The 25824-nt window shown below is 66.6% G+C and carries 27 protein-coding genes and 1 tRNA gene; 14 read left to right on the plus strand and 14 right to left on the minus strand.

Annotation, left to right across the window (positions count from 1 at the left end):
* The first annotated feature begins 237 nt into the window (after positions 1–237).
* From ACEI37_RS19995 to ACEI37_RS20030, 8 genes are all read left to right on the plus strand, one after another.
* On the plus strand, positions 238–645 hold the full coding sequence (locus ACEI37_RS19995) for a VOC family protein (RefSeq protein ID WP_373377872.1): 408 nt from the start codon (positions 238–240) through the stop codon (positions 643–645).
* A 166-nt stretch (positions 646–811) separates the two neighbouring features.
* Positions 812–1060, plus strand: a complete 249-nt coding sequence (locus ACEI37_RS20000; protein ID WP_373377873.1) for an AbrB/MazE/SpoVT family DNA-binding domain-containing protein — start codon at positions 812–814, stop codon at positions 1058–1060.
* Positions 1054–1374 carry a type II toxin-antitoxin system PemK/MazF family toxin gene (locus tag ACEI37_RS20005; RefSeq protein WP_111517828.1) on the plus strand — a complete coding sequence of 107 codons (321 nt, stop codon included), beginning with the start codon at positions 1054–1056 and terminating at the stop codon, positions 1372–1374. Before ACEI37_RS20000 ends, ACEI37_RS20005 begins: the two co-directional genes overlap by 7 nt.
* Before the next feature lie 204 nt (positions 1375–1578).
* On the plus strand, positions 1579–2388 hold the full coding sequence (locus tag ACEI37_RS20010) for a MetQ/NlpA family ABC transporter substrate-binding protein (RefSeq protein WP_373377874.1): 810 nt from the start codon (positions 1579–1581) through the stop codon (positions 2386–2388).
* Positions 2389–2501: 113 nt separating this feature from the next.
* Positions 2502–2588, plus strand: a tRNA-Leu gene (locus tag ACEI37_RS20015).
* 311 nt (positions 2589–2899) lie between these two features.
* A complete protein-coding gene (locus ACEI37_RS20020) occupies positions 2900–4459 on the plus strand; it encodes a serine hydrolase (RefSeq protein WP_373377875.1) in 1560 nt (519 codons plus the stop codon).
* A gap of 67 nt (positions 4460–4526) precedes the next feature.
* Entirely contained in the window at positions 4527–5405 is an 879-nt protein-coding gene (locus ACEI37_RS20025; protein WP_373377876.1) for a metal-dependent hydrolase, read from the plus strand.
* Positions 5406–5700: 295 nt separating this feature from the next.
* Positions 5701–7164, plus strand: a complete 1464-nt coding sequence (locus tag ACEI37_RS20030) for a hypothetical protein (RefSeq protein WP_373377877.1) — start codon at positions 5701–5703, stop codon at positions 7162–7164.
* Positions 7165–7272: 108 nt separating this feature from the next.
* Here ACEI37_RS20030 and ACEI37_RS20035 read toward each other — a convergent pair whose 3' ends face one another.
* A complete protein-coding gene (locus ACEI37_RS20035; RefSeq protein WP_373377878.1) occupies positions 7273–8028 on the minus strand; it encodes a LuxR C-terminal-related transcriptional regulator in 756 nt (251 codons plus the stop codon).
* A 168-nt stretch (positions 8029–8196) separates the two neighbouring features.
* On the minus strand, positions 8197–8679 hold the full coding sequence (locus ACEI37_RS20040) for a DUF1801 domain-containing protein (protein ID WP_373377879.1): 483 nt from the start codon (positions 8677–8679) through the stop codon (positions 8197–8199).
* A gap of 91 nt (positions 8680–8770) precedes the next feature.
* Between ACEI37_RS20040 and ACEI37_RS20045 the strand changes: the two genes are divergently transcribed.
* On the plus strand, positions 8771–9190 hold the full coding sequence (locus ACEI37_RS20045) for a DUF1801 domain-containing protein (RefSeq protein WP_373380288.1): 420 nt from the start codon (positions 8771–8773) through the stop codon (positions 9188–9190).
* 12 nt (positions 9191–9202) lie between these two features.
* On the opposite strand, the gene ACEI37_RS20050 is transcribed toward ACEI37_RS20045, so the two are convergent.
* The gene (locus tag ACEI37_RS20050; protein ID WP_373377880.1) at positions 9203–10189 is read right to left on the minus strand and encodes a Bug family tripartite tricarboxylate transporter substrate binding protein; all 987 of its coding nucleotides are present in this window, start codon (positions 10187–10189) and stop codon (positions 9203–9205) included.
* Positions 10190–10254: 65 nt separating this feature from the next.
* The gene (locus ACEI37_RS20055; protein ID WP_373377881.1) at positions 10255–11211 is read right to left on the minus strand and encodes a LysR family transcriptional regulator; all 957 of its coding nucleotides are present in this window, start codon (positions 11209–11211) and stop codon (positions 10255–10257) included.
* Between the two features lie 239 nt (positions 11212–11450).
* Between ACEI37_RS20055 and ACEI37_RS20060 the strand changes: the two genes are divergently transcribed.
* Together ACEI37_RS20060 and ACEI37_RS20065 are read left to right on the plus strand one after the other, a co-directional pair.
* Positions 11451–13214 carry an ABC transporter ATP-binding protein/permease gene (locus ACEI37_RS20060; RefSeq protein ID WP_373377882.1) on the plus strand — a complete coding sequence of 588 codons (1764 nt, stop codon included), beginning with the start codon at positions 11451–11453 and terminating at the stop codon, positions 13212–13214.
* Between the two features lie 91 nt (positions 13215–13305).
* Positions 13306–13824 carry a hypothetical protein gene (locus ACEI37_RS20065; RefSeq protein ID WP_373377883.1) on the plus strand — a complete coding sequence of 173 codons (519 nt, stop codon included), beginning with the start codon at positions 13306–13308 and terminating at the stop codon, positions 13822–13824.
* A 35-nt stretch (positions 13825–13859) separates the two neighbouring features.
* Here the strand turns inward: ACEI37_RS20065 and ACEI37_RS20070 are convergent, their stop codons facing one another.
* From ACEI37_RS20070 to ACEI37_RS20090, 5 genes are all read right to left on the minus strand, one after another.
* Positions 13860–14336 carry a bacterioferritin gene (locus tag ACEI37_RS20070; RefSeq protein ID WP_373377884.1) on the minus strand — a complete coding sequence of 159 codons (477 nt, stop codon included), beginning with the start codon at positions 14334–14336 and terminating at the stop codon, positions 13860–13862.
* 272 nt (positions 14337–14608) lie between these two features.
* Entirely contained in the window at positions 14609–15352 is a 744-nt protein-coding gene (gene phbB / locus ACEI37_RS20075) for an acetoacetyl-CoA reductase (RefSeq protein WP_373377885.1), read from the minus strand.
* 268 nt (positions 15353–15620) lie between these two features.
* Complete coding sequence (phaP3, locus tag ACEI37_RS20080) at positions 15621–16178, minus strand: TIGR01841 family phasin PhaP3 (protein WP_373377886.1); 558 nt, start codon at positions 16176–16178, stop codon at positions 15621–15623.
* A 339-nt stretch (positions 16179–16517) separates the two neighbouring features.
* Entirely contained in the window at positions 16518–18104 is a 1587-nt protein-coding gene (gene aceB / locus ACEI37_RS20085) for a malate synthase A (protein WP_373377887.1), read from the minus strand.
* 51 nt (positions 18105–18155) lie between these two features.
* On the minus strand, positions 18156–18857 hold the full coding sequence (locus ACEI37_RS20090; RefSeq protein ID WP_373377888.1) for a haloacid dehalogenase type II: 702 nt from the start codon (positions 18855–18857) through the stop codon (positions 18156–18158).
* A 292-nt stretch (positions 18858–19149) separates the two neighbouring features.
* On the opposite strand from ACEI37_RS20090, the gene ACEI37_RS20095 reads away from it, so the two are divergent.
* Positions 19150–20100, plus strand: coding sequence for a LysR family transcriptional regulator (locus tag ACEI37_RS20095; RefSeq protein ID WP_373377889.1), 951 nt, complete (start codon positions 19150–19152; stop codon positions 20098–20100).
* A gap of 175 nt (positions 20101–20275) precedes the next feature.
* Complete coding sequence (locus ACEI37_RS20100) at positions 20276–20710, plus strand: universal stress protein (protein WP_012353026.1); 435 nt, start codon at positions 20276–20278, stop codon at positions 20708–20710.
* Positions 20711–20791: 81 nt separating this feature from the next.
* Here ACEI37_RS20100 and ACEI37_RS20105 read toward each other — a convergent pair whose 3' ends face one another.
* Positions 20792–21553 carry a M48 family metalloprotease gene (locus tag ACEI37_RS20105; protein ID WP_373377890.1) on the minus strand — a complete coding sequence of 254 codons (762 nt, stop codon included), beginning with the start codon at positions 21551–21553 and terminating at the stop codon, positions 20792–20794.
* Between the two features lie 86 nt (positions 21554–21639).
* Between ACEI37_RS20105 and ACEI37_RS20110 the strand changes: the two genes are divergently transcribed.
* Positions 21640–21834, plus strand: a complete 195-nt coding sequence (locus tag ACEI37_RS20110) for a hypothetical protein (protein ID WP_373377891.1) — start codon at positions 21640–21642, stop codon at positions 21832–21834.
* Between the two features lie 372 nt (positions 21835–22206).
* On the opposite strand, the gene aceA is transcribed toward ACEI37_RS20110, so the two are convergent.
* The 4 genes from aceA to rraA all read right to left on the minus strand — a co-directional run bounded on the left by aceA (position 22207) and on the right by rraA (position 25818).
* A complete protein-coding gene (aceA, locus tag ACEI37_RS20115; protein WP_252676996.1) occupies positions 22207–23502 on the minus strand; it encodes an isocitrate lyase in 1296 nt (431 codons plus the stop codon).
* A gap of 338 nt (positions 23503–23840) precedes the next feature.
* Positions 23841–24818, minus strand: coding sequence for an alpha/beta fold hydrolase (locus ACEI37_RS20120; protein WP_373377892.1), 978 nt, complete (start codon positions 24816–24818; stop codon positions 23841–23843).
* Positions 24819–24901: 83 nt separating this feature from the next.
* A complete protein-coding gene (locus ACEI37_RS20125) occupies positions 24902–25318 on the minus strand; it encodes a gamma-glutamylcyclotransferase (protein WP_373377893.1) in 417 nt (138 codons plus the stop codon).
* 2 nt (positions 25319–25320) lie between these two features.
* Complete coding sequence (gene rraA / locus ACEI37_RS20130; protein ID WP_373377894.1) at positions 25321–25818, minus strand: ribonuclease E activity regulator RraA; 498 nt, start codon at positions 25816–25818, stop codon at positions 25321–25323.
* Positions 25819–25824: the final 6 nt, after the last annotated feature.

The following is a 25824-nucleotide window of genomic DNA, read 5'->3' on the forward strand; positions in this document are numbered from 1 at the left end:
ATCTCCCATTTGCAATAAGTCGATATTATGAAGTCTCCGCGTATTCGCGAGACCTTTTTGTCTGCGCACTGCAACATCGTGCCGACCCGCTTTGTTCAGATATCGGTCAGACTCGCACCGGCTGGAGCCCCTCGTATGAACGCCGCGCCCGGCGGAAACATCACTCCTGACAGCAGCTGTCAGGAGACCCGGCGCACAATGCGGCCGCTTTCACACGGAACGCTGCAGGAGGCTGTGATGGAGTTGCTGATCAATATCGATGTCGACGACCTGGCGCGCGGCATCGATTTCTACGCGCAAGGGCTGGGACTGCGGCTGGGCCGCAAGCTGTTCGACGGCTCCGTCGCCGAAATGCTGGGCGGCAATGCCCCGATCTACCTGCTCGCCAAGCCGGCGGGCACGCGCCCGACCACGCGCGCCGCGACCCGGCGCGACTATCGCCGCCACTGGACCCCGGTTCACCTCGATTTCGTCGTCGCCGACCTCGAGCAGGCCATCGAACGCGCGCTCGAGGCCGGCGCCGAGATCGAGGACTGGCCGCAGGAATTCGCCTGGGGCCGGCAGGCCACGCTGTCGGACCCGTTCGGGCACGGGCTGTGTTTTATCGAATGGAAGGGCCAGGGCTACGGGACGGTCGTCGACTGAGCCAGCCGCTGCGCGCGGGGTGGGCGTTTTCGGACTATTCGTCTGTTGCCGGCTGCGCCGCGATGTCACATTTCCATGCAGGGTCGTGCCCGCCTGTTTCCTTGATGCCCGCGGTGTAATAACATTGTGCTGCCGCCAATACTGGCCACACCATGAGCGACAAGACATGAAGGCAACGATCCGCAAGATGGGCAACTCGCAAGGTGTCCTGATCCCCAAGACAATCCTGGCACAGCTGGGTCTGGAGAATGAAGTGGAAATGGAAATCGTGAATGACACGCTGGTGCTGCGCCGGCCCCGGCAGGCACCCCGGCAAGGCTGGGCCGAAGCCAGCCGGCAAATCGCCGCGGACGGCGACGACACCCTGGTGCTGGGCGAGCTGTCCAACGCCGACGACGCGGAGTTGAAATGGTAGCGCGCGGCGACGTCTGGCTGGTTGCGCTCGATCCCACCGTCGGCAGCGAGATCGAGAAGACGCGCCCCTGCGTCATCCTGTCGCCGCCCGAGATGCACGACTACCTGCGCACGGTGACCGTGGCGCCGATGACCACCGGCAGCCGGCCGGCACCGTTTCGCATCCCGGTGACGTTCCAGCGCAAGACCGGCCTGATCCTGCTGGACCAGCTGCGCACCGTCGACAAGTCCCGGCTGGTGAAGCGCGCGGGCGGCCTGAGCGACCGGACCGTGGCAGACACCTTGCGAACCTTGCGCGAAGTGTTCGCGGACTGAGTCGCGGCACCGGGGCATTAAATGCCGGCAGGCGGGCGCCGCCTGGCTTCATAAGCTTATGAAAAAGAAATAGACGCCAGAATCGTCCGCACCACGCCATCCGTACGCAATTGCGTTAATCTGTGCCCTCGCTCCGGACAGGCGATCCCTGCCCCTGCGATTGCCTCTCACTCGCCACATCACAACAAGATCTTCACCACTCCTATGCGCACGTCTTTCATCAAGCGTCTGGCGGCAGCTGTGTCCGCCGTGGGTTTTATCGCCGCCGGCAGTGCCTCGGCCCAGGAACAGACCATCCGTGTCGGCACGGTCAGCGGACCGGACGCCGAAGTCTGGCAAGTGGTTCAGAAGGTGGCCAAGCGCAACGGCCTGAACGTGAAGGTGGTCGAGTTCAACGACTACGTGCAGCCCAACGCCGCGCTCGACGCCGGCGACCTGGACGCCAACAGCTTCCAGCACCAGCCGTACCTGGACAGCCAGGTGAAGCAGCGCGGCTACAAGATGCAGAGCGTGGGCTACACGTATATCTCGCCGCTGGGCATCTACTCGAAGAACCTGAAGTCGCCCAAGGACCTGCCGCAGGGCGCCAAGGTGGCGGTGCCCAACGACCCTTCCAATGAAAACCGCGCGCTCCTGTTGCTGCAGGCGCAAGGCGTGATCAAGCTGAAGGCCGGCGCCGGCGCCAACGGGTCCAACGCCACGCCCCTGGACGTGGCCGAGAACCCCAAGAAGCTGAAGATCGTGGAACTGGACGCGGCCCAGCTGGCGCGCGCGCTGCCCGATGTCGGCGCTGCCGTGATCAACACCAACTACGCGCTCGCCGCCGGCCTGCAGCCCACCCGGGACGCGATCGCGCTGGAAGACATCCACAGCCCGTACGCCAACATCATCGTGGTGCGCACCCAGGACAAGGACAAGCCGTGGGTCAAGAAGCTGGTGGCCGCGTACCAGTCGGAAGACGTGCGCCAGTTCATGAAGGCGCAGTACAAGGGCGCGATGGTGCCTTCGTTCTGATTGCCGGCGGGCGCCCCTGCTGCTGAGCGCGATCGCCAAAGTTTTTTTGCACGGCGCCCGCGCAAGGGCTTGCAAATTCCGCCGCCTTCGGTAGAATTCGCGGCTCACCACCTGCCCAGGTGGCGGAATTGGTAGACGCACTAGGTTCAGGTCCTAGCGGTGGCAACACTGTGGAGGTTCGAGTCCTCTCCTGGGCACCACGATTCAAAAAAAAGGTCTGCGCATGCAGACCTTTTTTCTTTTCCGCCCAGGAAGAAAAGCGCTTGAGCGCTTTTCGCGAGGACGAGAAGGGCTGCGCTTGCCAGCGCAGCCGGGGTCGCGCATGCGTGACCGAGTCCTCTCCTGGGCACCACGATTCAGGCGAAGGCCCGCACGGAAGTGCGGGCCTTTTGCTTTTGCAGCATCGATACCTCTCTCTCCTTCGCCGCCGCGCTATCGATCGCATACAGTAGTTCCATCCACAGGCCGCGGCCGCGCCTCAGCCTGTTCCGCCTCACAACGGAGAACTACCGTGGGCAAACTGCAAGAGCGTCGCCGTTTCCTGGGAGCCGCGCTGGGCGGCCTGCTTGTCCCTGCGCTGCCGGCTTGCGGCGGCGACGACGACGAGCCGCCGCCCACACCTACGCCGCCGGAGCCTGTCCCCGCGGCACAGATCACCCAGGCCATCGCGCAACTGGACAAGCTGGTCGCGGACCTGATGGCCAGCTCACGCGTGCCCGGCATGGCGGTCGCGGTGGTGCGCGGCAACCAGACCGTTTACGCCAAGGGCTTCGGTCGCCGGCTGGTGACCGATCCCGCGCCGGTCGATGCCGACACCGTGTTCCAGCTGGCCTCGGTGTCGAAGTCCATCGGCGCCACGGTGGTGGCGCGCCAGGTCGGGCGCGGCGGCATCAGCTGGGATACGCCGGTGCATACGCACCTGCCCTGGTTCACGCTGGCCGATGCCGAGGTGTCGGCGGACGTGACCATCGGCGACCTCTACGCCCACCGTTCCGGCCTGCCGGACCACGCCGGCGACCGTCTCGAGGACATGGGCTACGACCGCCAGCAAGTGCTGACGCGCCTGCGCTTCCTGCCGCTGCATCCGTTCCGCGCGGTCTACGCGTACACCAACTTCGGCATGACCGCCGCCGCCGAAGCGGTAGCCGTCGCCGCCGGCACCGACTGGGCCACGCTGTCGGAACAGGCGCTGTACCAGCCGCTGGGCATGACGCGCACCAGCTCGCGCTTTGCCGACTATGCCGCGCGCGACAACCGCGCGCTCGGCCACGTGCGGGTCAACGGCAACTGGGTGCAGGGCGCGGTGCGGATGCCCGATGCGCAATCGGCAGCGGGCGGCGTCAGTGCGTCGGTCAACGACATGGCCAAATGGCTGGCGATGCTGCTCGCCAAAGGCGAGTCCGGCGGGCAGCGGGTGGTCGACGCCGCAGCGCTGGCACCGGCGCTGAGTCCGCAAATGCAGAGCAACCCGCCCGCCGGCGGCCGCCCTGCAGGCTACTATGGCTATGGCTTCAATGTCGGAACGACCGAACTGGGCCTGACCTCGCTCAACCACTCCGGCGCCTTCGCCCTGGGCGCCGCGACCAGCTTCATGGCGGTGCCGGAACTCAACCTGGCGATCGTGACGCTGACCAACGCGCAGCCCATCGGCGTGCCGGAAACCCTGAGCGCCCAGTTCTTCGACCTGGCGCAATACGGCGCCATCCGCCGCGACTGGGGCAAGCTCTACGGCGACGCGCTGGCACCGCTGCTGGAGCCGGAAGGCCGGCTGGTCGGGCAGCCGCGCCCGGCCAATCCGCTGCCGGCGCGCGCGCTGTCGGCCTACACCGGCACCTACCGCAACGACTACTACGGTCCGCTGCAGGTTGCCGACCAGGGCGGCACGCTGGTGATGACGCTGGGCGCGACGCCGCTGGTGCTGCCGCTGAGCCACTGGGACGGCGATATCTTCACCTTCACGCTCGACAATGAAAACGCCATGCCGGGCACGATCTCGCAGGCCGCGTTTTCCAGCGACCGCGTGTGGCTGGAGTTCTACGACCACGAAGGCCTGGGCATGTTTGTGCGGTAGCGGTCCAGGCTGCCTTACGTCTTGATCCGGTACCGATCCGGCATCGACCCACTCACGGAGGAAGGACATGCTCACGCCCCCTGCGAGGATGCTCGCCGCCCTCATCACCCTGTCCGCCCTGCTCGGCGCCTGTGCCGCGCCGACGCCGCCGGCGGACGCGCCGCGCCCGGTAGCACCCGGCCAGCCCACCGCGGGCAAGGCCGAAGTGCTGTGGCTGGGCCAGGCCGCCACGCGCATCACCACGCCGGGCGGCAAGGTCATCGTGATCGACCCGTGGCTGACCAACAATCCGAAAACCCCGCCCGGTTTCAGGCAGCTGCCCGCGCTCGGCAAGGTCGACCTGATCCTGGTCACGCATGCCCACAATGACCATCTGGGCGATACCCCCGCGCTGGCCCGGCTGACCAACGCGCCGGTGTACAACGGCGGCGGCCTGGGCCGGGCGCTGGTCAGTCTCGGCCTGGTGCCGGAGGCGCAGGTGCAGCGCTTCGGCAAGAGCGGCACGGTGATGCCGTTTGGCCCAGCGGGGCCGAAGATCACGGCGGTGCATGCGGAACACTCGTCGGAACTGGCGCTGAAGAACCCGGCCACCGGCAAGGACGAAACCCACTACGGCGGCGAGCCGGTGGGCTACATCATCGAACTGGAGAACGGTTTCCGCATCTGGCACATGGGCGATACCGGGCTGTTCGGCGACATGCGCCTGATCAGCGAGATCTACAAGCCGGATCTGGTGCTGATCCCGATCGGCGGGTATTCCACCATGGGACCGCAGGATGCCGCGATCGCCGTGCGCGACCTGATCCGGCCGCGTTTTGCAATACCGATCCACTACCAGACCTCGCCGCAAGCCAGCGGCACGCCGGAGCAATTCAAGGCGGCGCTGGGTACTGGTGCCGCGGCAACCGTGATCGTGCCGCAGCCGGGAGAGAAGGTCGACTTCTGAGCGCCGGCGCCAGCAGACGCGGTAGCGCCGGATCACTTCCGAGTCCGGGTCGAGGCCCCTGCCATCGCGCGGCACGACGGCATCGGCCAGCGCCGCTGAGCCGCCGCCGCGCGTTGCGGCCACCCTGTGGAATCCCACAGGGTCGGCGCGCCACCCTGCCCGCCTTTCCCTATTCTCGCCAGTGGCAATTCGCGCCAGGCCCAGGCGCCGCGCCCGCTGCGGCCTCCACAGCGCCGCCATGCCGGCCCGGCCGCGAATTGATCGTTGAAGAACAAGATCCGAAAGGGAAGACTCAATGCGTAAGACGATTTTGCTGATGGCGATTTGCGCGGCGCTGTCCGCGTGCGGCGGGGACGATAACAGCACGACACCGCACTCCAACCCCGGCAATCCCGGCGACCCTGGCACCCCGGGAACACCTGGCAACCCCGGCAACCCCGGCAACCCTGGCCCCGGCAACCCCGGCAACCCCGGCACGCCCACGCCGGCAGGCTGGACCGATCCGGCGCCCTTCACCGAGGCCGGCGCGGGCACTGTCAACGTCGCCATCGATGCCGCGGGCAACGCCATCGCGGTCTGGATGCAGCTCGATGCGGGCACTGCGAACGAAAGCGTGCTGGCAAGCCGCTACGTGCCGGGTTCCGGCTGGAGCGCGCCGGTTGCGCTGGAAAACGACGCCGCCGGCGCCACCGACGGCCCGCAGATCGCGATGGATCGCGCCAGCGGCCGCGCCATGGTGGTGTGGGCGCAGCTGACCAGCGCGGGCGCCTACGACATCTGGGCCAGGCCCTTCGACCCGGCCGCCGGCTGGGGCACGCTGGCGCGCATCGAGACCGGCGCCGGACTGGCCGGGCAGCCGCAGGTTGGCATGGACGCCAGCGGCAACGCGATCGCGGTGTGGAGCCAGCGCGACGGCCAGTTCGGCCCGTTCAAGATCGTCGCGAACCGCTACACCGCCGCCAGCGGCTGGGGCACGGAATCGATGTTCGCGACACCCAATGACGCCGGCATCCAGAACCTGCGCCCGCAGGTTGCCGTGGCGCCCTCGGGCGAGGCGATTGCCGTGTGGGAACTGACCGACCTCGCCAGCAACGGCATCTGGACCAGCCGCTTCAGCGGCGGCAGCTGGGACGCGCCCAGCGAGCTGGTGCGCGACGACAGTATCGACCGCTCGCTCGGCTATCCGGCCATCGCCATGGACGGCAGCGGCAACGCCACGCTGGTATGGGGCCAGTCCGATGTCGCCAACGGCAGCGTGGCCAGCACACTGTACGCCAGGCGCTTTACCTCGGCCTGGCAGAACCCGGTAGCGGTGGCGGCGCCGGTGGCCGAGGCCTTTATCAGCAAGGCGCGGCTGTCGGTCAATGCGCGCGGCGACGCCATGGTGGCCTGGGGCCGCAACGACAATACGCTGGTGGCCAGCGTGGCCCCGGCCAATGGCGCCTGGGGCACCGCGACCGTGCTGCTCGGCGCCAGCACGCGCACGCCCAGCCTGCCGACGGTGGGCCTGGACGGCGCCGGCAACGGCTTTGTCGCCTGGACCCAGGAGCCCGAGGGCAGCAGCGTGGCCGACCTGTGGACCAACCGCTATGTCGCCGGCACCGGCTGGGGCACCGCCGCGCTGGGCGAGAGCTACGGCGACACCGCCGCGATTCCCGCGCTGGCGGTGAACGAGAACGGCAATGCGGCGCTGGTCTGGAACCAGTGGAGCGACGCCGGCACCCGTATCGCGGGCCGCTATTACACGCCGGCCAACTGACGCGCGGTTGTCGCGCTGACCGCACGCTGACTGCAAGCCCCCGGGGAAGGTGCTGCCCCGGGGGCTTCTCCGCGCTTACGGCCGGCCGCCCGGTTAAAGCCATCGGTGTCAGATCGACAGCAGCCCCAGCGCCACCGCGCGCGCGCAGGTGGCCTGGCGCCCGCGCGTATTGAGCTTGTCGGCGGCAACGTTGAGGTGGAAGTAGACGGTGCTCTCGCTGATGCCGAGGATGGTGGAGATCTCCCAGGTGGTCTTGCCGATCGCCGCCCACTGCAGGATCTCGCGCTGGCGCCGGCTCAGCGCCGGGCGCGCGGCCTCGCCTTGCAGCCGCCGCAATGCGGAATGCAGGCAGTGCGCGAAGTAGCTCATCGGCGCCAGCGTGGTGCGCAGCGCGCGCAGGTCGGAGGTGGCATCGGTGGTCAGCGTCATGAAGGCCCAGTCGATCCCCGGCGTCCATAGCGGAATGGTCAGGCCCGCGTTGAGCCCGTGCTCGCCCGCGCTGCGCAGCAGCTTGCGCGCGCTCTGCCCGATATCGCGGCGCGTGTGGTCGACCTCGCCCAGCGCATTCCACGACGTCGCCGGCATGCCCGCGCGCACATGCGCCACGCGCGCGTCGCCATGCTCGTGCCGCTTCGCGCGCAGCGGCTCATAGCGCGCCCGCGCCCAGTCCGCCGAAAAATCGTGGAAGCAGACGAAGTCGTTGTCGTCCTGCGGGCCGAGTACGGGCTGCTTCATGACATAGGCATGGTGGTTGAAGCCCATGGCGCGGGCCGCGCGCAGCGCCACTTGTGCCACTTCCTGCGGCGTGCGCGCGTTCAGCACGGTCTCGGCGTATTGCCAGTCACGGAGGGGGTCTACCTTCATGCAATCTCCGACAGGATGCGCGCTCGTCGCGGGCACGATCGTGAAGACGCAGCCTTGCGGCAACTGGCCGCCGGCCGATGAAGCTTGCGAGGGTAGGCGAATTTCGCCGCCGTGGAACGCCCCGTTCGGGGGAAGCGCTTTGGCACGCGATGGTCGCGCGGCGCCTGGCTAGGGCTTCCACCCCGGCAGCGCCGCGGCCTGCCGGATCCAGTGCGCCAGCATCGCCTCGTCGAAGTTCTCGCCTTCGTGGATATGGAAATAGCGCGTGTCCTTGTCCTTCGATTCAACCGGCGGCACCGGGTCCAGCGACATGCCGCGGAAAAACGCCACCTTGATGTAGCGGGTCATGCAATGGAAGCTGAGAAACCAGCCCTGCCCCGCCCTGCCATAGAACGGCGAATTCCAGCGCACCGCCTTGTTCACATCGGGTACGTTGCGCTCGACCAGTGCGTCCAGACGCCGGCCTGCATCCTGCTTCCAGCCCGGCATCGCCGCGAGATAGGCTTGCACCGGCGCATCGCCATCGCCTTTCGGAATCTGCGGATTGCCGCCTGCCAGCAGCACCGGCTTGCCGGTGGCGGGCCCGCCGCTGGCTTTTCGCGCGGGCTTGCGCGCACCCCCTGCCGGGGTCCGGGACGTGCTGTTGGCCATGGCCGAACTCCCCTGGTTGACGTTGGTCGGCGAGACCGCACTGAGCGGCTATGATAAGCCGGTCAGCCAGAACCTTGAGGAACGAGCATCGATGACTCCGTCTGAACAGATCGACCAGCTGATCGCGGGCTTGGCCGACTGGCGCGGCCAGACTATGGCCAGCCTGCGCAAGGCCATCCTCGCCGCCGACAGCGGCATCGTCGAGGAATGGAAATGGATGGGCAGCCCGGTATGGTCGCGCGACGGCATGATCGCCGTCGCCAATGCCCACAAGGCCAAGGTGAAGATTACCTTTACCAACGGCGCCAGCCTGCCCGACCCGGATCACCTCTTCAACGCCGGCCTGGGCGGCAACAAATGGCGCGCGATCGACCTCGCAGAGGGCGACAAGATCGACGCACGCGCGCTCAAGGCCCTGGTCCGCGCCGCGATCGCGTTCAACCAGGGCAAGGCGAAGAAAAAAGCGGCGGTGCGCACCCGGGCACAGGCCGGCCAGCAAGACGACGCGTGAAGCGCCGGGGCATCAGCTTCCCTCGATCTTGAAGCCGATGTCCTTGATGAACTGGCCCCACCGCGCGTGGTCGGCGCGAATCTGCGCGGCGAACGCGTCCGGCGTGACCGCCTGCGGCGGCAGCACGCCCACGCCCGCCAGCCGCTTGTGGTAGGCGGGATCGGCCAGCACCTTGCGCACCGCGGCGGAGACTGCCTCCACCGTCTCGCGGGGCATGGCCTTGGGGCCAAACAGCGCGAAATAGCCGCTGAGCTGCTCCATCTCGGGGTACCCCAGTTCGCGGAACGTGGGCGCGCCGGGCGCGAGTTCCGAGCGCTCCGGGATGGTAGTGGCCAGCACCTTGGTCTTGCCGGCCTGGTACAGCGGCACGCCGGTGGTCAGGCCGTCGATCATCAGCGGCACCACGCCGCCCACCAGGTCCTGCGTGGCCGGTGCCGAGCCCTTGTACAGCACCGGCTCGAGATGGGTGCCGGCGAGCCGGTTGAACAGCAGCGGGCCGAAGTGCGACGACGTGCCCGGACCGTACGAGGCCGAGTGGATCGGCTTGCCCGGATTCGCCTTGGCGTAGGCGACCAGTTCCTTCAGCGTGTTATACGGCGCGTCCTTGTTGGCGGCCAGCAGCACCGGCGCGCGGCCGAGTTCGGCGAGCGCGGTCAGGTCGGTCAAGGGATCGTAGGGCACACGGTTGATATGCGCGCCCGAGGTGGCCGAAGAGCCCAGCGTCACCAGCAGGGTCTGGCCGTCGTTCTTCGCGCGGATCACGTCCTGCGTGGCGGGAATGGTGGCGCCGCCGGGCTTGTTCTCCACCACCACCGACTGCCCGACCACGCGCGCGAGGTAGTCGGCGAACAGGCGCGCCACCACGTCGGTGCCGCCGCCCGGCGGATAGGCCACCACCAGCCGGATGGCGCGCGTGGGCCACTGCTGGGCCAGGGCGTGCGGCGCCACGCCGGCCGCCACCGCGAGTGCCGCGGTGCTCAGGAACTGTCGACGATCCATAGATGAAGTCTCCGCATTGTCGTTGTGCGCCGCAGCGGCGGCGGGTCTTTCATCTTAGTGAGTGTTCAGGCCGGGGACACGCCCGGGTTTCCACCATGCGCAGCGCCGGCTGTGCCCCGCGGCGCCCCGAACCGTTCCGCATAGATGCTCGCCACCCAGTCGACAAACACCCGCACGCGCGGCGCCAGCTGGCGGTGGAACGGGTACAGCGCCGACACCGGCAAATCCGGGCATGGCCAGGCTTCCAGCACCGGCACCAGCCGCCCGGCGCGCAAATGGTCTTCAATGCGGAAGCGCGGCACCTGGATCAGGCCGCAGCCGGCCAGCGCCGCGCTGGTATAGCACTCGGCATCGCTGACCGAGATCCAGCCGCTGGACCTGAATGCGCGCACCTCGCCATCGACGGTCAGCGTGAACGGGTAGCGGTTGTCATGGTTGCGGGAAAAGAAGCCCACGCCGACGTGTCCGGCCAGCTCCGACGGATGCTGGGGCGTGCCGTGCTCCGCCAGGTAGGCGGGGCTGGCGCACAGCACCTCGGGCATCTCCGCCAGGCGCCGCGCCACCAGCGACGAATCGCGCGGCCGGCCGGCGCGCACCACGCAATCGATGCCCTCCCCGATCAGATCGACCAGGCGGTCGCCGCTGCTGATGACCAGGTCGATATGCGGGTAGCGCGCGCGGAACTCGCCGATGCGCGGCAGGATGATCAGCGTGGCATGGGTACCGTGCAGGTCCAGCCGCAGCGTGCCGCGCGGGTCGGCCACCTGGGTGCTGAGCGAGGTCTCGGCGTCTTCCAGCGCCTGCAGCACGCGCTTGCCGCGCTCGTAGAAGGCCTGCCCGTCCAGCGTCGGGCGCACCTGCCGCGTGGTGCGCTCCAGCAGCCGGGCGCCGACGCGCGCCTCGAGTTCCTTGATCGCGTGGGTCGCGGTGGCGCGCGGCATGTCCAAGGCGCTGGCGGCGCGGGTGAAAGAACCCAGTTCCACGATCCGGGTGAAGAGTTGCAGCGCGTCGAAGCGGTCCATGCGGGGGCGGCCTGTGATAGGGAAACGGTCACCCGGGATTGGAATCAGCTTCGCCGCCCGCGTCAAGCCACGCCAGTGGCGCCTGGCGCCCGCGCGGGCCGGGCTCGCGCAAAAGCGCCAGGCATCGATTTTGCTGGCCTATATTTCAATAGTCATTTTCCGCCGCGCCGCGGTCCGCGCCCGCAGCCGTGCCGCCATGTGACGATAATGAAATCCGCTCAGCACCCCGGAGGTGGATTATGAGCGCCGTGCCCGAGCCGCAGGTGGCCGACAGCACTACGCCCCCCGGCAAACGCCCCGCCACGTCGACGCGGCACGTCTGGACCCGCTATTGGGTGATCGCCAAACCCTATTGGGTCTCGCAGGAGCGATGGAAGGCCGCCGGACTGCTGCTGGTGCTGATCCTGCTGCTGCTGGGCCAGACCCAGGCCGAGGTGCTGATCAACGAGCAGACCGGCGAATTCACCTCGGCGCTGGCAGCGCGCGACGCCGAGCGCTTCTGGGCCTCGATCCGCACTTGCCTGTATATCCTGATCGTCGCCATCCCCGTCTACGCGGTCTATTACTACATCCGCAACATGCTGGGCCTGCACTGGCGGCGCTGGATGACCCACCATTACCTGGACGGATATTTCAAGAACCGCATTTTCTACAAGCTCAATGCGGATGCCGGCATCGACAATCCCGACCAGCGCATCTCCGAGGACATCAACACGTTTACGCGGCAGTCGCTGTTCTTCCTGTCGATCGGTATCGGCGCGCTGCTGCAGCTGATCGCGTTCAGCGCGGTGCTGTGGATGATCTCCAGGGAGCTGGTCTATTTCCTGGTGGTGTACGCCATCGCCGGCACCTTTGTCTCGATCGCCTGTTTCGGGCGGGTGCTGATCGGCCTGAACTTCTACCAGCTCAAGCGCGAGGCCGACTTCCGCTTCAGCCTGATCCGCGTGCGCGAGAACGCCGAGTCGATTGCGTTCTATCGCGGCGAGCCGCAGGAGTCTTCCCATGTCCGCGGGCGCTTCGGCAAGGCGTTCCAGAATTTCGAGCGGCTTATCAGGTGGCAGCTCTGGTTGAACATGTTCCAGTACGGCTATGGCTTCCTGACTATCCTGCTGCCCAGCGCCATCGTGGCCGCGCGTGTGCTGGACGGCGAGCTCGAGGTCGGCAGCGCGATCCGCGCCGCGGGCGCCTTCGCCGCCGTGCTGAACGCGCTGACGGTGATCGTCGACAACTTTGAAGACCTGAGCCGGTTCGTGGCCGGGCTCGACCGCCTGGACACGTTCTCCAGCACCCTGACCGGCAAGAAGGCCAGCACGCAGCGGGCGGCCAGCACCATCGAATCCCGGCAGGATGCACGGCTCGCGCTGGAACATGTCACGCTGCAGACGCCCAACCAGGAGCGCACGCTGGTCACCGACCTGAGCGTGTCGATCCACCCCGGTGAGGGACTGCTGATCGTCGGCGCCAGCGGCGGCGGCAAGAGTTCGCTGATGCGCGCGATCGCGGGCCTGTGGAACAGCGGCGCGGGCCGCATCGTTCGGCCCGCGCCGCAGGACATGCTGTTCCTGCCGCAGCATCCGTACATGGTGGTCGGCAGCCTGCGCAGCCAACTGCTCTATCCCAATCATGTCGGCCGGCAGGTCGCAGACGACGAGCTGCTGCAATTGCTGGATACCGTCAACCTGCGCGACATCGCGGGCCGCTTCGGCGGGCTCGACACCGAAGTGGACTGGAGCAAGGTGCTGTCGCTGGGTGAGCAGCAGCGGCTGACCATCGCGCGCGTGCTGCTGGCCAGGCCGCGCTATGTGATGCTGGACGAGGCCACCAGCGCCCTCGACATCAGCAACGAAGACGCCCTGTACCAGTTGCTGGCGGGCTTGCAAGCGACGCTGGTCAGCGTCAGCCACCGGCCCACGCTGCTGAAGTATCACCACCAGGTGCTGGAACTGCCGGGCGACGGCACCTGGCGGCTGCATCCGGCAAAGGATTACCGCTTCGGCTGGTAACGCGCGGCACAGCCGCAGCGGCAGCACGTGCCCGGATGCGTTGCGCTATGCTGAACGGATTCCCGTCCGCACTGCTTACCGGAGACCCACCATGCGCCATCGCCTGTCCGTCTGGCTGGCCGCCACCGCGGCAACCCTGCTGAGTGCCTGCGCAACGCTGCAGCCCATGCAGACCGCGCAGAACATGATCGGCAGCCCGCAGAGCGCCGTGCGCGATACCTTCGGCGCGCCTTCCGAAACTTATCCGCTCGCAAACGGCACCAGCCGCTGGATCTATTCCAAGCAGCCGCTCGGCTTCGAGGTGTATGCCGCCGACTTCGACGCCGGCGGCAAGCTGACCAGCTTCCGCCAGATGCTGACCGAGAAGGAAATCTACGCCGCGCGCCCGGGCGTGTGGACCAAGCAGGATGTGGCCGAGCACTTCGGCCTGCCGCGCGAGCCGGTCGAGTATTACCCGATGATGAAACGCGAGGCCTGGTCGTACCGGCTCTACGCCGGCGCGTACCAGCCGGCGCACTTCAGCGCGTACTTCGACGAGCGCGGCGTGCTGGACCGCACCATGATCATCGTCGACGCGATCGGCGGGGATGCGCGCGACGGCAGCAAGTGAGCGTGCCGGCAACAGGCCGTCATGCCATGCCAGCCTTATCCTGGGTCGGCGCGTCCGGCAGGATCGGGGATCATGGGCGCGCCGGGCTTGCGCAGCATCTTCTCGACCTCGCCTGCATGCAGCTCCTCGAGCTGGATCAACTGCCGCGCATACTCCTCCAGCGCAACGGAGCGGCCCTCGACCAGGCCGAGCAGTTCACGGTACAACGCCAGCGCCTCCCGCTCCGTGGCCAGCGACTCGCGCAGGATCGCGCCGATATCCTGAGTGTGGGCGTCCAGCAGCTCGCCGATGCCGAGCGAAGGATAGGCGCCGAGGGTGGTGATCCACTCGCCGGCCTGCTGCGCATGCAGCAGCGACTCGTTGGCCTGCTCGCGCAGCCACGACACGATCGGGATGCGCCCGAAGCCGAAGATCAGGAGCGAATAGTGCGTGTAGCGCACCACGCCGGCGAGCTCGGCCTCGAGGATCCGGTTGAGGACGCCGACAACCTTGTCCTGTTCGATGTCCGCCATGGCAGCACCTCCCGTGCAATGGAGTCCGACGGCAGGCCGCTTCGCGGGCCTGCGCGCCCACGCCCGCGCCCGCGCCTTCAGCGGTAGCGTTGGTTCGCGGCGAAGGTGAGGCGCTCCGCCGGTCAAGCTTCAGTATGGACAAGAATCCGGCTTGCGGCGGAACGCAACGATGGCCAGCGGCCGGCGCCTGGCCGGCGCTTTCGGCGTGGACTTTGCGGAAGCGTGAACGGAAGCGGGCCAGGATCCATGCGGGGATCCCGGCCCCGTCCTCCTTACTGCATGTGCTGCCCGCCGTTGATGGCGATATTGGAGCCGGTCACATAGGCCGCCTCCTCGGAGCACAGGTAGGCAACCAGCGCGGCCACTTCCTCCGGCTTGCCGAGGCGGCCCACCGGGATCTGCGGCAGGATCTTGCTCTCCATGATCTCCTGGGGCACGGCATTGACCATCTTGGTGGCCAGGTAGCCCGGCGAGACCGTGTTGACGGTCACGCCCTTGCGCGCCACTTCCAGCGCCAGCGACTTGGTGAAGCCGTGCATGCCGGCCTTGGCCGCGGCATAGTTGGTCTGGCCGAACGCGCCCTTGGAGCCGTTCACCGACGAGATATTGATGATGCGGCCCCAGCCGCGCTCGACCATGCCTTCGCACAGCGGCTTGGTCAGGTTGAACACCGAGTCGAGATTCGTCCGCATCACCGCATCCCAGTTCGGCTTGTCCATCTTCTTGAACGCCATGTCGCGCGTAATGCCGGCATTGTTCACCAGGATGTCGACGTGGCCGACGTCGGCCAGGATGCGCGTGGCGCAGGCCTGGCAGGCGTCATAGTCGGATACGTCGACCTCATAGGCGCGCATCTCGCGGCCGCTGGCCGCCATCGTGGCCAGCCAGTCCCCGGCGTTGGCGTTGCCGGGCGAGTGCGTCACCACCACGGCATGGCCGGCGTCGTGCAGCCGGATGCTGATAGCCTCGCCGAGTCCACCCATGCCACCTGTTACCAATGCGATTCTCTTCGTCATGCTGATTGCGTCGTTGTCGTGAGTTGAAAGACCCCTGCCTTGCAGGAAGGGACATTCCCCCGGTAGTCCCCGAGCAAGTTCCCGCTACCGTCGCGCAGGCAAAGCGCGGCCATGCCGGGACGGACCGTGCCGGTCCCGGTGCGCATCGATGAGGCGGGAAGATATGGTGTCGCGGTGCCGCGGGCACGGGAACGCGGGGTTCCCGGCCTGCATGCCTGCGATCTGTGTGTAGCGCGCTGGCCGGTGTTGCCGGGCCAGCGCCGTGCTGTTACGCCTTCGCGGCGCGCGGCGTAGCGTTCGCGGCCGTGGCCGACGCGGCTGCGGCGGACTTGGCAAAGTTGGCCTTGGCGACTTCTGCGGTCTGCTTGGCGGCGTCCTGGAACGACTGGTAAGTGGTGTTGGCCGCGGCAACGCCCGACTGCAGCAGCGCGGTCAGCGCCTCCGAACCGGCCGGCGCGTTCTTCACGAAGGTGTCGACGAAGGCCTGGACGTTGCGGTTGTGCTGCTCGTACTGGGCTTCGACGGCCTTGCTCAGCTGGGCCTGGGTATTCGAGGCGATTTCATAGACGTGGCGGGCATACGCCACCGCCTTCTCGGCAGCCGGCTGGGCCTGGTTGCCCTGGGCCGCGAACACTTCGCGCACGTCCTTGCCGGACAGCACCGCTTCGACGTTTTCCTGACCTTCGGCGAGCGTGGCCCTGAGGGTCTGCAGGTTCAGCTCGGTCAGCTTCTGGAAACCTTCAAACGCCGTGTTCGTCAGCGCGAACAAATGGCTCACGTTGGACTTCTGCGCCGCAGCAAATTGTTCGGGCGTAAAAGGTGACATGCAGATCTCCTGTGGGTGGATCGGACGGAATGGCGCGCCGGCGCTGGCACTTAGTCACGACAACGCGTTCCCAGCGTGCCGCGCCACCAATCTTGCAGCGCACCATCGAACCCGCATCCTAGAGTGTTTTCTCCAATTCAGGCCCTAGGGATAAACCCAAAAAGTATTGAAGACAGGACAAGAAAGGTGCAGCCTTCGGCGCCTAAGTTACAAGTACTTACGCTGTATTGCTGCACTGCATGACAGGTGTAAGGCGGGCTTAACGCGGCCGCCGGCGCGTGGAAAGCAAAAAAAAACCGCAGCCGAAGCTGCGGTTTCTGACTGCAAGTGCCGGCCTGCTCAGACTTCTTCGTACAGCGGCAGCGTCAGGAACTCGGCAAAGTCCTCCGACGTCGACATCTGCTCGAAAATCTCCGCGGCGCGATCATAGGTGCTGGTGTCGCCACCAACCAGTTCCTTGACCTTGGCCAGCTCTTCCGGGATCAGCTTGCGCACCAGCTCGGCCGTGACCTTGGTGCCGTCTTCCAGCTTGCCCTTGGGCGAGCGGATCCACTGCCACACCTGCGAGCGCGAGATCTCCGCAGTGGCGGCATCTTCCATCAGGTTGTGGATCGGCACGCAGCCGTTGCCGGCCAGCCAGGCACCCAGGTAGTGGATGCCGACATTGATGTTCATGCGCAGGCCGTGCTCGGTGATCGGCGTTTCCGGCTGGAAGTTCAGCAGGTCGGCGCCCTTCACCTGCACGTCCGGACGCTGCTTCTCGAACTGGTTCGGCTTGTCGCCCAGCACCGCGACGAATTCCTTCATGGCCGGCTCGACCAGGCCCGGGTGCGCCACCCAGCCGCCGTCGTAGCCATCGGTGGCATCGCGGCGCTTGTCGCTGATGATGCCCTCCATGGCGATGGCGTTCTTCTCCGGATCGTTCTTGATCGGGATCAGCGCGCTCATGCCGCCGATCGCGGGCGCGCCGCGGTGGTGGCAGGTCTTGAGCAGCAGCAGCGCGTACGAACGCATGAACGGCGCGGTCATGGTGACCTTGGCGCGGTCGGCCAGGCAGAAGTCCTTGTCGTTCTTGAACTTCTTGATGCACGAGAAGATGTAGTCCCAGCGGCCGGCGTTCAGGCCGGCGCTGTGCTCGCGCAGCTCATACAGGATTTCATCCATCTCGAACGCGGCGAGGATGGTCTCGATCAGCACGGTGGCCTTGATGGTGCCTTGCGGCAGGCCGATTTCGTTCTGCGCCATCACGAAAATGTCGTTCCACAGGCGCGCTTCCAGATGGCTTTCCATCTTCGGCAGGTAGAAGAACGGGCCGGCGCCGCGGGCGATCTGCTCCTTGGCGTTGTGGAACAGGAACAGCGCGAAGTCGAAGATGCCGCCCGAGACGCGCTTGCCGTCGATGGTGACGTGCTTTTCGTCCAGGTGCCAGCCGCGCGGACGCACCTGCAGCGTGGCGATCTTGTCGTTCAGCTTGTATTGCTTGCCCTTGGATTCCAGCGTCAGCGTGCGGCGCACCGCGGCCTTCAGGTTGACCTGGCCCTGCAGCTGGTTATGCCAGTTGGGGGTGTTGGAATCCTCGAAGTCGGTCATGTAGCTGTCAGCGCCGGAGTTGAAGGCGTTGATCACCATCTTGGCTTCGACCGGGCCGGTGATTTCCACGCGGCGGCATTCCAGCGCCTTGGGCACCGGCGCAACCTTCCAGTCGCCTTCGCGGATGCTCTTGGTTTCCGGCAGGAAATCGGGGACTTCGCCGGCGTCGAGGCGCTTGGCACGCTCGACGCGCGCGGCCAGCAGTTCCTGACGGCGCGGCTCGAAGGCGCGGTGCAGCTTGTCTACCAGGGCCAGGGCTTCCGGCGTGAGGATATCTTCATAGGCCGGCAGGATTTCGCCGGTAATCTTCATGCCCGCGGGCAGCGTGATAGCCATCAGTGTTCTCCTGTTAAACGATAGCGATAGCTTTGGTTGTTGGGCGCCCTGCTATGCCGCCACGCCATGGGCGCGGACGAATTCGAGCAGGTCGTTCATGTCGTGCCCGGTGCCGGCGGGGGCTACGTCGAGCCGCTCCGCCGGATGGCCGGCACGGTTGATCCAGAAAGTGGTGTAGCCATACCAGGTGGCGCCGCAGGCGTCCCAGCCGTTCGACGAGACGAACAGCATCTCCTGCGCGTCCAGGCCGAAGGCCAGCGGCCCCAGCGCATAGGCGGCCGGCGCGGTCTTGTACTGGCGCACCGCATCGACCGACAGCACATGGTCGAACAGCCCGTGCATGCCGGCGCTCTTGACCGAGATGTCAAGCATCTCCGCATTGCCGTTCGACAGGATGCCAAGCGGCAGCCCCGCCTTGCGCAGGCGCTTCAGTGCACCCAGGTTTTCCGGGAACGCCGACAGGCACGCGTATTCCTTCAGCAGCTGCGCCTCGGCGGCCTCGTCCAGCGGCAACCCCAGGCGCTCGGCGGCGTAGCGCAGCGCATCCACGGTGATGGCCCAGAACGGCTTGTAGTGCGCGCCGTCGGGCGCGGCCATGGTGCGGATGCGCGTGTAGTCGATCTGGCGCTCGCGCCACAGCAGCGCCAGCGCCTCGCCTCGGCCCGGGAACAGCTGTTCCGCGCGCGCGGTGACTGAATACACGTCGAACAGCGTGCCATAGGCATCGAAGACGACGGCGCGGATCTTGTTCATGGGAGCCTGGGCAACCTGCAACGGTACGGGGCGACTGAGTGGGCGGCGGCCAGACCACAGCTGCGTGGCTCTGTACACCATTGAATGCATCGAATTGTAGGGAGACGCTGCAGTGCGGCAAAGTGGCCGTCGGTCACTTGATCTTTTACTTTTACACAACTAATCTTGGCTGACTAAAACAAAACTCCGCACCAAATCCTCTTCACTGGGGACCAAAGGCCCGCCTTGGCGCCCTTTGCGTGGCCAGCGCGGCACCCCGCGGGACCTCCCGTGCAACTCAGGCGAAACATTCGTGGACCATTTCAAACAACTGGAGACCTTTGTATCCGTCGCCTCGCGCGGCAGCCTGTCCGCCGCCGCTGCGGCCGAAGGCGTGGCGCCCGCGATCATCGGCCGGCGCATCGATGCACTGGAAGAGCGGCTGGGCGTCAAGCTGCTGGTGCGGACCACGCGCAAGATCAGCCTGACCTTCGAGGGCTCGGCGTTCCTGGAGGATTGCCAGCGCATCCTGAACGACCTGCACAACGCCGAGGCCAGCGTCTCGGCCGGCGGCGTCAAGGCCAGCGGCCACCTGCGCGTGACCGCACCGGCCGGCTACGGGCGCAAGCACGTGGCGCCGCTGGTGCCCCTGTTCATCGAGTCTCACCCGGACGTATCGATCACGCTGGACCTGTCCGACCGCGTGGTCGACCTGGTCAACGAAGGCTTCGACTGCGCCATCCGCCTGGGCGACCTGCCCGATTCCAGCCTGGTCTCGATCCGGCTGGCCGAAACCCGCCGCGTGGTGGTGGCCGCGCCGGAATACCTGGCGCGCGCCGGGCGCCCGGTGACGCCCGAGGACCTGCAACGCCATAACTGCCTTGCCTTCGGCGCCAGCGCCAACATGCAGCGCGGCTGGGTGTTCCAGGAAGAAGGCCGGGCGGTAACCGTGAAGGTGGGCGGCACCATGGAATGCAGCGACGGCGCGGTGCTGCACGAGTGGTGCCTGCAGGGCAACGGGCTGGCCTGGCGCTCGTGGTGGGAAGTCGGCAGCGAGATTGCCAGCGGACGGCTGGTGACGGTGCTGGACGAGTTTCAGGCGCCGCCGATTGGCATCCATGCGGTGTTCCCGCAGCGCAAGCACTTGCCGCTGCGAGTGCGGCTGTTTATCGACCACCTGAAGAACACCTACGGCAACCCGTCCTACTGGCGGCGCGCCGAGCAGGCTTGCGTGCTGCCTGCGGCGGAAGTGCTGGCGGACTAGACGCGGCGCCAACGCGGGCGTGCCTGGCAGCCGGATGCCATTGACATTACGCAATGACCTTCTCTGCACACTGACTACAATGCATTCAAGACAGGCGCTGCCCCGCGCCGCGGCGATGCCGCGAACCGGCGGGCCGCCGCCCTGCCCCGACCCCTAGTCAGCAAAGGAGCCCCGCATGTTCCAACATATCCTGCTTCCCACCGACGGCTCGGAACTCTCCAAGAAAGCCATCAACGGCGGACTGGAGCTCGCCAAGGCCATCGGCGCGCGCGTCACGGCCTATGTCTGCCTGGAGGAATACCCGTACACGCCGTTCAGCGAGATCGTCGTCGAGGCCCCACAGGCATTCAAAGACCGCATCGAAAACCAGGCCAAGCTGTATCTGAAAGAGGTCGAGAACCTGGCCACGGCGGCCGGCGTGACCTTCGATGCCGACATGTCGACCTTTGCCGTGCCCTACCTTGGCATCATCGACGCCGCCGAGCGTCATGGCTGTGACGTGATCTTCATGGCCTCGCACGGCCGGCGCGGGCTGTCCGGCCTGCTGCTCGGCAGCGAGACGCAGAAGGTGCTGACGCATACCGACATTCCGGTGATCGTCTACCGCTGAACCCCGGCGCAGCGCGCGCCAAAGCAAAAGCGCCCGCACCGGCATGACCGGTGCGGGCGCTTTTTTGCTGGCGCAGGCAGCTTACGAAGCCTTGCTCATGCGCTGCTCGATATGCTTGGCGCGGTCGTCCGAACCCGGGTGCGACGAGAACATGCTGGACTTGCCGCCGTCGAGCTTGGCCAGCTTCTGGAACGCCGTGACCAGGCCCTTGGTGCTGGCCTTGTTCTTGGTCAGCAGGTCGAACGAATAGTCGTCGGCCGCGGTTTCCTGCGACTGCGAGAACTGCGCGTTGATCAGCTTCTCGCCCAGCTCGCCCAGTTGCGATTGCGACAGCGCCGCCACCGCGCCATTGCCGGCCGATGCCGCCGCGCCGCGCGCTGCGGTGGCGGTGTAGGCCACCTGCATGGCCTTCTTGGTGTGGCCCAGCGCCACGTGGCCCAGTTCGTGGCCCAGCACGCCGCGCACTTCGTCGTCGGTCATCATGTCCATCAGGCCGCTGTAGACGCGCACACAGCCGTTGGCCATGGCCCAGGCGTTGACGTCCTTGGTCATGTAGACCTTGGCATTGACGTTGGGCACGTCGCTGTTCTTCAGCCCGCTCATGATCTTGACCAGGCGCTTGCCGTAGGTGCTGTTGGCAGCGGCGATCTTGTTGGTCTTGTCCGATTCCGCGCAAGCCTGGTCCGACAGGTTCTTGACGTCGGCGTCCGACAGCGTGGCAGCCTTGGCCAGCGAGGTGCCGGCGCTCAGCATGCCGTCGACATTGGTGGGCATGCCGCCGGAACAGCCGGCCAGCAGTGCCGCCGCGACGGCGCAGGCAGCGAGCGAGAGAGTTGCTTTCATGATGTTGTTCTGGGTGGAGTGGCTCGGAGGTGCCGATAAAGGCCCCGGCACTTTAAGCCATCCGCCCGCGTGAGGGAATCACCCAAATGCTGCAAGCCGCCAAAAATGACAATTTGTTGCATTTGGACAATCTTCCAGTTCGAAAGGCGCAAAAATTCGGCAGCCCCCCGGGCGCGTTTGCGGCGATCTCCCAGCGAGAAGGCGAGGCCCCGGCCGCAGAAGCTCGCTCAAGCTGGGTGGTCCATCCGCACCGCAACAAACCTTTACAAATCCGTCCGTGAAATCCCAGATCCGTGCCCTAGCCTGTTCCCATGCTTTCGAGGGAGACGGCCATGCCTTCGTCACGGGACACTTTCAAATTGCGACGACCTGGGCGGCGCACGATGAACTGGCACGACGTCGCGCTGATCGCGCTTGGATGGGTGGGTCTGTGTCTCGGCGTGGGGTGGACGCTCTCCAAGGCGGCTGGCACCTTCGAGTGAAGCACCGGTACGCGCTCCTGTATCCGGCGCCTGTACGACAGTCGGATTCGGAATAAAAAAATCGCGCCGTCCCTGAGAGAGAACGGCGCGTCGCCTAAAAGAGAGAGCGTGATGGTCGCACGCCCTCCCGATCCCGCCGGACCCACGAGCCGGCGGGAGTGACCAGGAGAGTCAGGCCACTTTCTTGTCTTCGAAGAACTGCTCGTCTTCGGTCGAACCCTTCAGCGCAGTCGTCGACGACTGGCCGCCTTCGATGGTCTGGGTTACGGCGTCGAAGTAACCGGTGCCGACTTCGCGCTGGTGCTTGACCGCGGTGAAGCCCTTCTCGGCGGCCTTGAACTCCGCTTCCTGCAGCTCCACGAACGCGCTCATCTGGTTGCGGGCGTAGCCGTAGGCCAGGTTGAACATCGAGTAGTTGAGCGAGTGGAAGCCGGCCAGCGTGATGAACTGGAACTTGTAGCCCATCGCGCCCAGTTCGCGCTGGAACCGTGCGATGGTGGCGTCGTCGAGATTCTTCTTCCAGTTGAACGAGGGCGAGCAGTTGTAGGCCAGCATCTTGCCCGGGAAGCGGGCATGCACGGCTTCGGCAAACTTCTTGGCGAATTCGAGGTCCGGCTTGCCGGTCTCGCACCACACCAGGTCGGCCACCTCGGCGTAGGCCAGCGCGCGCGAGATCGACTGCTCCAGTCCATTGCGGACGCGGTAGAAGCCTTCCACGGTGCGCTCGCCCGTGCAGAACGGCTTGTCGTTGTCGTCGATGTCGGAGGTCAGCAGGTCGGCGGCCTCGGCGTCGGTGCGGGCGATCACCAGGGTCGGCACGCCGGACACGTCGGCAGCGAGGCGCGCGGCGGTCAGCTTGGCGACGGCTTCGCGGGTCGGCACCAACACCTTGCCGCCCATGTGGCCGCACTTCTTCACCGAAGCGAGCTGGTCTTCGAAGTGCACGCCGGCGGCGCCGGCCTCGATCATTGCCTTCATCAGTTCGAAGGCATTCAGCACGCCGCCGAAGCCCGCTTCCGCGTCAGCGACGATGGGGGCGAAGAAGTCGGTATCGCCCGAGCCTTCGCTCCACTGGATCTGGTCGGCGCGCTGGAAGGTGTTGTTGATGCGCTTGACCACCTGCGGCACCGAGTTGGCCGGGTACAGCGACTGGTCGGGGTACATCTCGCCAGCCAGGTTGGCATCGCCGGCGACCTGCCAGCCCGACAGGTAGATCGCCTTCAGGCCCGCCTTGACCTGCTGCATGGCCTGGTTGCCGGTCAGCGCGCCGAGCGAGTTGACGAACGGCTCGGTATGCAGCAGGTGCCACAGCTTTTCGGCACCACGGCGCGCCAGGGTGTGCTCGACCTGAACCGACCCGCGCAGGCGCACCACGTCTTCAGCCGTGAAATTACGCTTGATGCCCTTCCAGCGCGGATTGGTGTCCCAGTCTTTTTGCAGGGCCTGGATCTGCTCTTGGCGGTTCATGGTCGCTCTCCTGAACGTGATTGGGGATGGCTGAGAATCTCGTGCTCGCCTGACCCGGGCTGTGTCGCATCGCCGCTGTGTCGATCGCTGTTTTCGTGCCCGGTGTCCTGTGTCTTATATAAGAGTGTAGGGAACGCTACCGCGTTGCAACAACCCCGCACTCCGTACCAGACCAAGATTTATTTCTGTTCAAAATCATATATTTGCAGAACAGCTTTCATGATGCGGGACATAGTCTTTCATCATGAGAAATGGCGTTGTGCTTTGCAAACCCGGTATTTTTGCGGTCCAAAACCTTTTTCCACATTGTGGAAAATCAGCGGACGTGGCGCAAGCGGCTAGTGGAGGCGACTCGCCTTCAGCGCCGCGGAGGCGGGCGCGCCTTCGATATGGTCGACAAATTCGCCGACCATGGCGGCAAACCCCGGCGGGTCCGCCAGCGGCAGCCAATGCTGCGCCGGCACGGTGCGGCGCCACAGTCGCGAGGTCCAGCGGTGCATGCTTTCTGTCACCGCGGGCTTTACGTACCGGTCGTGCAGCGGCACGATCAGCTGCACCGGCGCATGCGCGACACGGCGGCGTGGCGCGCGCAACACCGGCAGGATATTGGCGCGGTACAGGCGCACGCCGTGGCAGCCGTCGGCGGTCTGGGTCGGGTTCGGCCTGGCGCGCACGCCCTCGGTCAGGCGCAGGTAGCGCGGCCAGGCCCGGCCCAGCCAGAGCCGCCAGGTCAGTTCGGGCAGCCACGGCAGGTGGAAGATGCCGATGTACCACGATGCCATCAGCTGGCGCAGCGCCTGGCCGAGCGCCGCCGGTGAGCGCTGCCCGCGCAGTTCGCGCATCGCGATGGCCGCGTGGTCCAGGCACGGGCCCGAGCAGGAGGTGAACGAGGCAATGCGCCCCTGCAGGCGGGGGTCCGTGACGAATTCCCAGCCCTGGATCGAACCCCAGTCGTGGCCGACCAGGTGCACCGCGCGCCGCGGCGACACTGCGTCGATCACGGCGATGAAGTCGTCGGCCAGCTTTTGCAGCCGGTAGGCCTGGGTCGCGTGCGGGGCGGTCGAGCGCCCGGCGCCGCGCACGTCGTAGGCCACCACGTCGAAGCGCCCGGCCAGTTGCGCCGCCACGGCGTGCCAGACTTCGCTGTTATCCGGATAGCCATGGACCAGCACAATGGTCGGCTGCGTTGGTCCAGCTTCGCCCCAGCGGGTAACGGCCAGGCGCACGTCGTCAGCATCGATGCAGCACGTTTGCGGCGGGATTTGCTGCGGGATTTGCTGGGGGACTTGCGGAGCATGCATGGCCGTCGGTTCCATCGCTCGATGTCATGGTCGGCCATGGTACGCAAAAGCAAACGGCGCCGCGAATGGGCGCCGTCTGTTTGAAACGCGTGCCGGATTCAGGCCGCGGCCGTATCGCGGGCGCGGCGATAGGCCACCCAGTCACCGCTGTCGATGCGCGGCAGCGCGGCGGCCGCAGCGTCGGCCACCGGGTACAGCAGGCAGGCGACGGGCTGGCCGTTGTGCTGCACCGCCTGTTCCTCGCGCACGAACAGCGTGGCCTGGCCCGGATAGACCTCCTCGATCTCATCCAGCACCGGCAGCAGGGCGTCGGCAATCTCGTAGATATCGCCGACCACCGGTCCGCCGCCGGCATCCGGCACCAGACCGGGATAGGTGCCGAAGTCATAGAGCCTGCCGGCCACCGTACCCCTGCCCAGCAGCGTGGGCGCGGCAATGCCGTGGCGCAGCGCAGCTGCGTTCAGGTCGTTGACCTCGCCGGCGCGCAGCGTGCCATAGACGAAGACGCGCGGCATGTTCAGCGCTCCAGCGCTTCGTCGGCGACCAGGATCCCGTCGACATCGACATAGATCCAGTTGCCCGGGCGCACCACCGCGCCCGGCATCTGCACCGTGACCTCGCTCTCGCCCACGTTGCGCTTCTGGCTCTTCTGCGGATGCGCGGCCAGCGCGCGGATGCCGATGTCGCACACGTCCAGCTCGGCGGTATCGCGGATACAGCCGTTGACGACGATGCCGACCCAGCCGTTTTTCTCCGCCAGCAGGCCCAGGTTGCCACCCACCAGCGCGCAGCGCAGCGAGCCGCCGCCGTCGATCACCAGCACCCGCCCGCGGCCCGGCGACTCCAGCGTGGCGCGCACCAGCGAGTTGTCTTCGAAGACCTTGAGCGTCGCGGCCGGACCGGCAAACGCCGGCTGCTTGCCGAAGGCGCGGAACACCGGCGCCATCACGCGCAGCGTGCCGTCGGCAAGGCGGTCTTCATACGCGTCGCACAGGTCGGTGGTGACGGGCTTCATCTACGG

The organism is Cupriavidus nantongensis, from assembly GCF_041726985.1.
Taxonomy (GTDB): Bacteria; Pseudomonadota; Gammaproteobacteria; order Burkholderiales; family Burkholderiaceae; genus Cupriavidus; species Cupriavidus nantongensis_A.

Excerpts from the sequence above, each read along its gene's own strand:
- phaP3 (WP_373377886.1), bottom strand. The coding sequence starts at position 16,178 with ATGTCACCTTTTACGCCCGAACAATTTGCTGCGGCGCAGAAGTCCAAC.
- ACEI37_RS20010 (WP_373377874.1), top strand. The coding sequence starts at position 1,579 with ATGCGCACGTCTTTCATCAAGCGTCTGGCGGCAGCTGTGTCCGCCGTG.
- ACEI37_RS20000 (WP_373377873.1), top strand. The coding sequence starts at position 812 with ATGAAGGCAACGATCCGCAAGATGGGCAACTCGCAAGGTGTCCTGATC.
- ACEI37_RS20030 (WP_373377877.1), top strand. The coding sequence starts at position 5,701 with ATGCGTAAGACGATTTTGCTGATGGCGATTTGCGCGGCGCTGTCCGCG.
- ACEI37_RS19995 (WP_373377872.1), top strand. The coding sequence starts at position 238 with ATGGAGTTGCTGATCAATATCGATGTCGACGACCTGGCGCGCGGCATC.
- rraA (WP_373377894.1), bottom strand. The coding sequence starts at position 25,818 with ATGAAGCCCGTCACCACCGACCTGTGCGACGCGTATGAAGACCGCCTT.
- ACEI37_RS20120 (WP_373377892.1), bottom strand. The coding sequence starts at position 24,818 with ATGGAACCGACGGCCATGCATGCTCCGCAAGTCCCCCAGCAAATCCCG.
- ACEI37_RS20060 (WP_373377882.1), top strand. The coding sequence starts at position 11,451 with ATGAGCGCCGTGCCCGAGCCGCAGGTGGCCGACAGCACTACGCCCCCC.
- ACEI37_RS20070 (WP_373377884.1), bottom strand. The coding sequence starts at position 14,336 with ATGGCGGACATCGAACAGGACAAGGTTGTCGGCGTCCTCAACCGGATC.
- ACEI37_RS20045 (WP_373380288.1), top strand. The coding sequence starts at position 8,771 with ATGACTCCGTCTGAACAGATCGACCAGCTGATCGCGGGCTTGGCCGAC.
- phbB (WP_373377885.1), bottom strand. The coding sequence starts at position 15,352 with ATGACGAAGAGAATCGCATTGGTAACAGGTGGCATGGGTGGACTCGGC.
- ACEI37_RS20040 (WP_373377879.1), bottom strand. The coding sequence starts at position 8,679 with ATGGCCAACAGCACGTCCCGGACCCCGGCAGGGGGTGCGCGCAAGCCC.
- ACEI37_RS20035 (WP_373377878.1), bottom strand. The coding sequence starts at position 8,028 with ATGAAGGTAGACCCCCTCCGTGACTGGCAATACGCCGAGACCGTGCTG.
- ACEI37_RS20090 (WP_373377888.1), bottom strand. The coding sequence starts at position 18,857 with ATGAACAAGATCCGCGCCGTCGTCTTCGATGCCTATGGCACGCTGTTC.
- ACEI37_RS20105 (WP_373377890.1), bottom strand. The coding sequence starts at position 21,553 with ATGAAAGCAACTCTCTCGCTCGCTGCCTGCGCCGTCGCGGCGGCACTG.
- ACEI37_RS20005 (WP_111517828.1), top strand. The coding sequence starts at position 1,054 with ATGGTAGCGCGCGGCGACGTCTGGCTGGTTGCGCTCGATCCCACCGTC.
- ACEI37_RS20055 (WP_373377881.1), bottom strand. The coding sequence starts at position 11,211 with ATGGACCGCTTCGACGCGCTGCAACTCTTCACCCGGATCGTGGAACTG.
- ACEI37_RS20025 (WP_373377876.1), top strand. The coding sequence starts at position 4,527 with ATGCTCACGCCCCCTGCGAGGATGCTCGCCGCCCTCATCACCCTGTCC.
- ACEI37_RS20100 (WP_012353026.1), top strand. The coding sequence starts at position 20,276 with ATGTTCCAACATATCCTGCTTCCCACCGACGGCTCGGAACTCTCCAAG.
- ACEI37_RS20050 (WP_373377880.1), bottom strand. The coding sequence starts at position 10,189 with ATGGATCGTCGACAGTTCCTGAGCACCGCGGCACTCGCGGTGGCGGCC.
- aceA (WP_252676996.1), bottom strand. The coding sequence starts at position 23,502 with ATGAACCGCCAAGAGCAGATCCAGGCCCTGCAAAAAGACTGGGACACC.
- ACEI37_RS20065 (WP_373377883.1), top strand. The coding sequence starts at position 13,306 with ATGCGCCATCGCCTGTCCGTCTGGCTGGCCGCCACCGCGGCAACCCTG.
- aceB (WP_373377887.1), bottom strand. The coding sequence starts at position 18,104 with ATGGCTATCACGCTGCCCGCGGGCATGAAGATTACCGGCGAAATCCTG.
- ACEI37_RS20125 (WP_373377893.1), bottom strand. The coding sequence starts at position 25,318 with ATGCCGCGCGTCTTCGTCTATGGCACGCTGCGCGCCGGCGAGGTCAAC.
- ACEI37_RS20110 (WP_373377891.1), top strand. The coding sequence starts at position 21,640 with ATGCTGCAAGCCGCCAAAAATGACAATTTGTTGCATTTGGACAATCTT.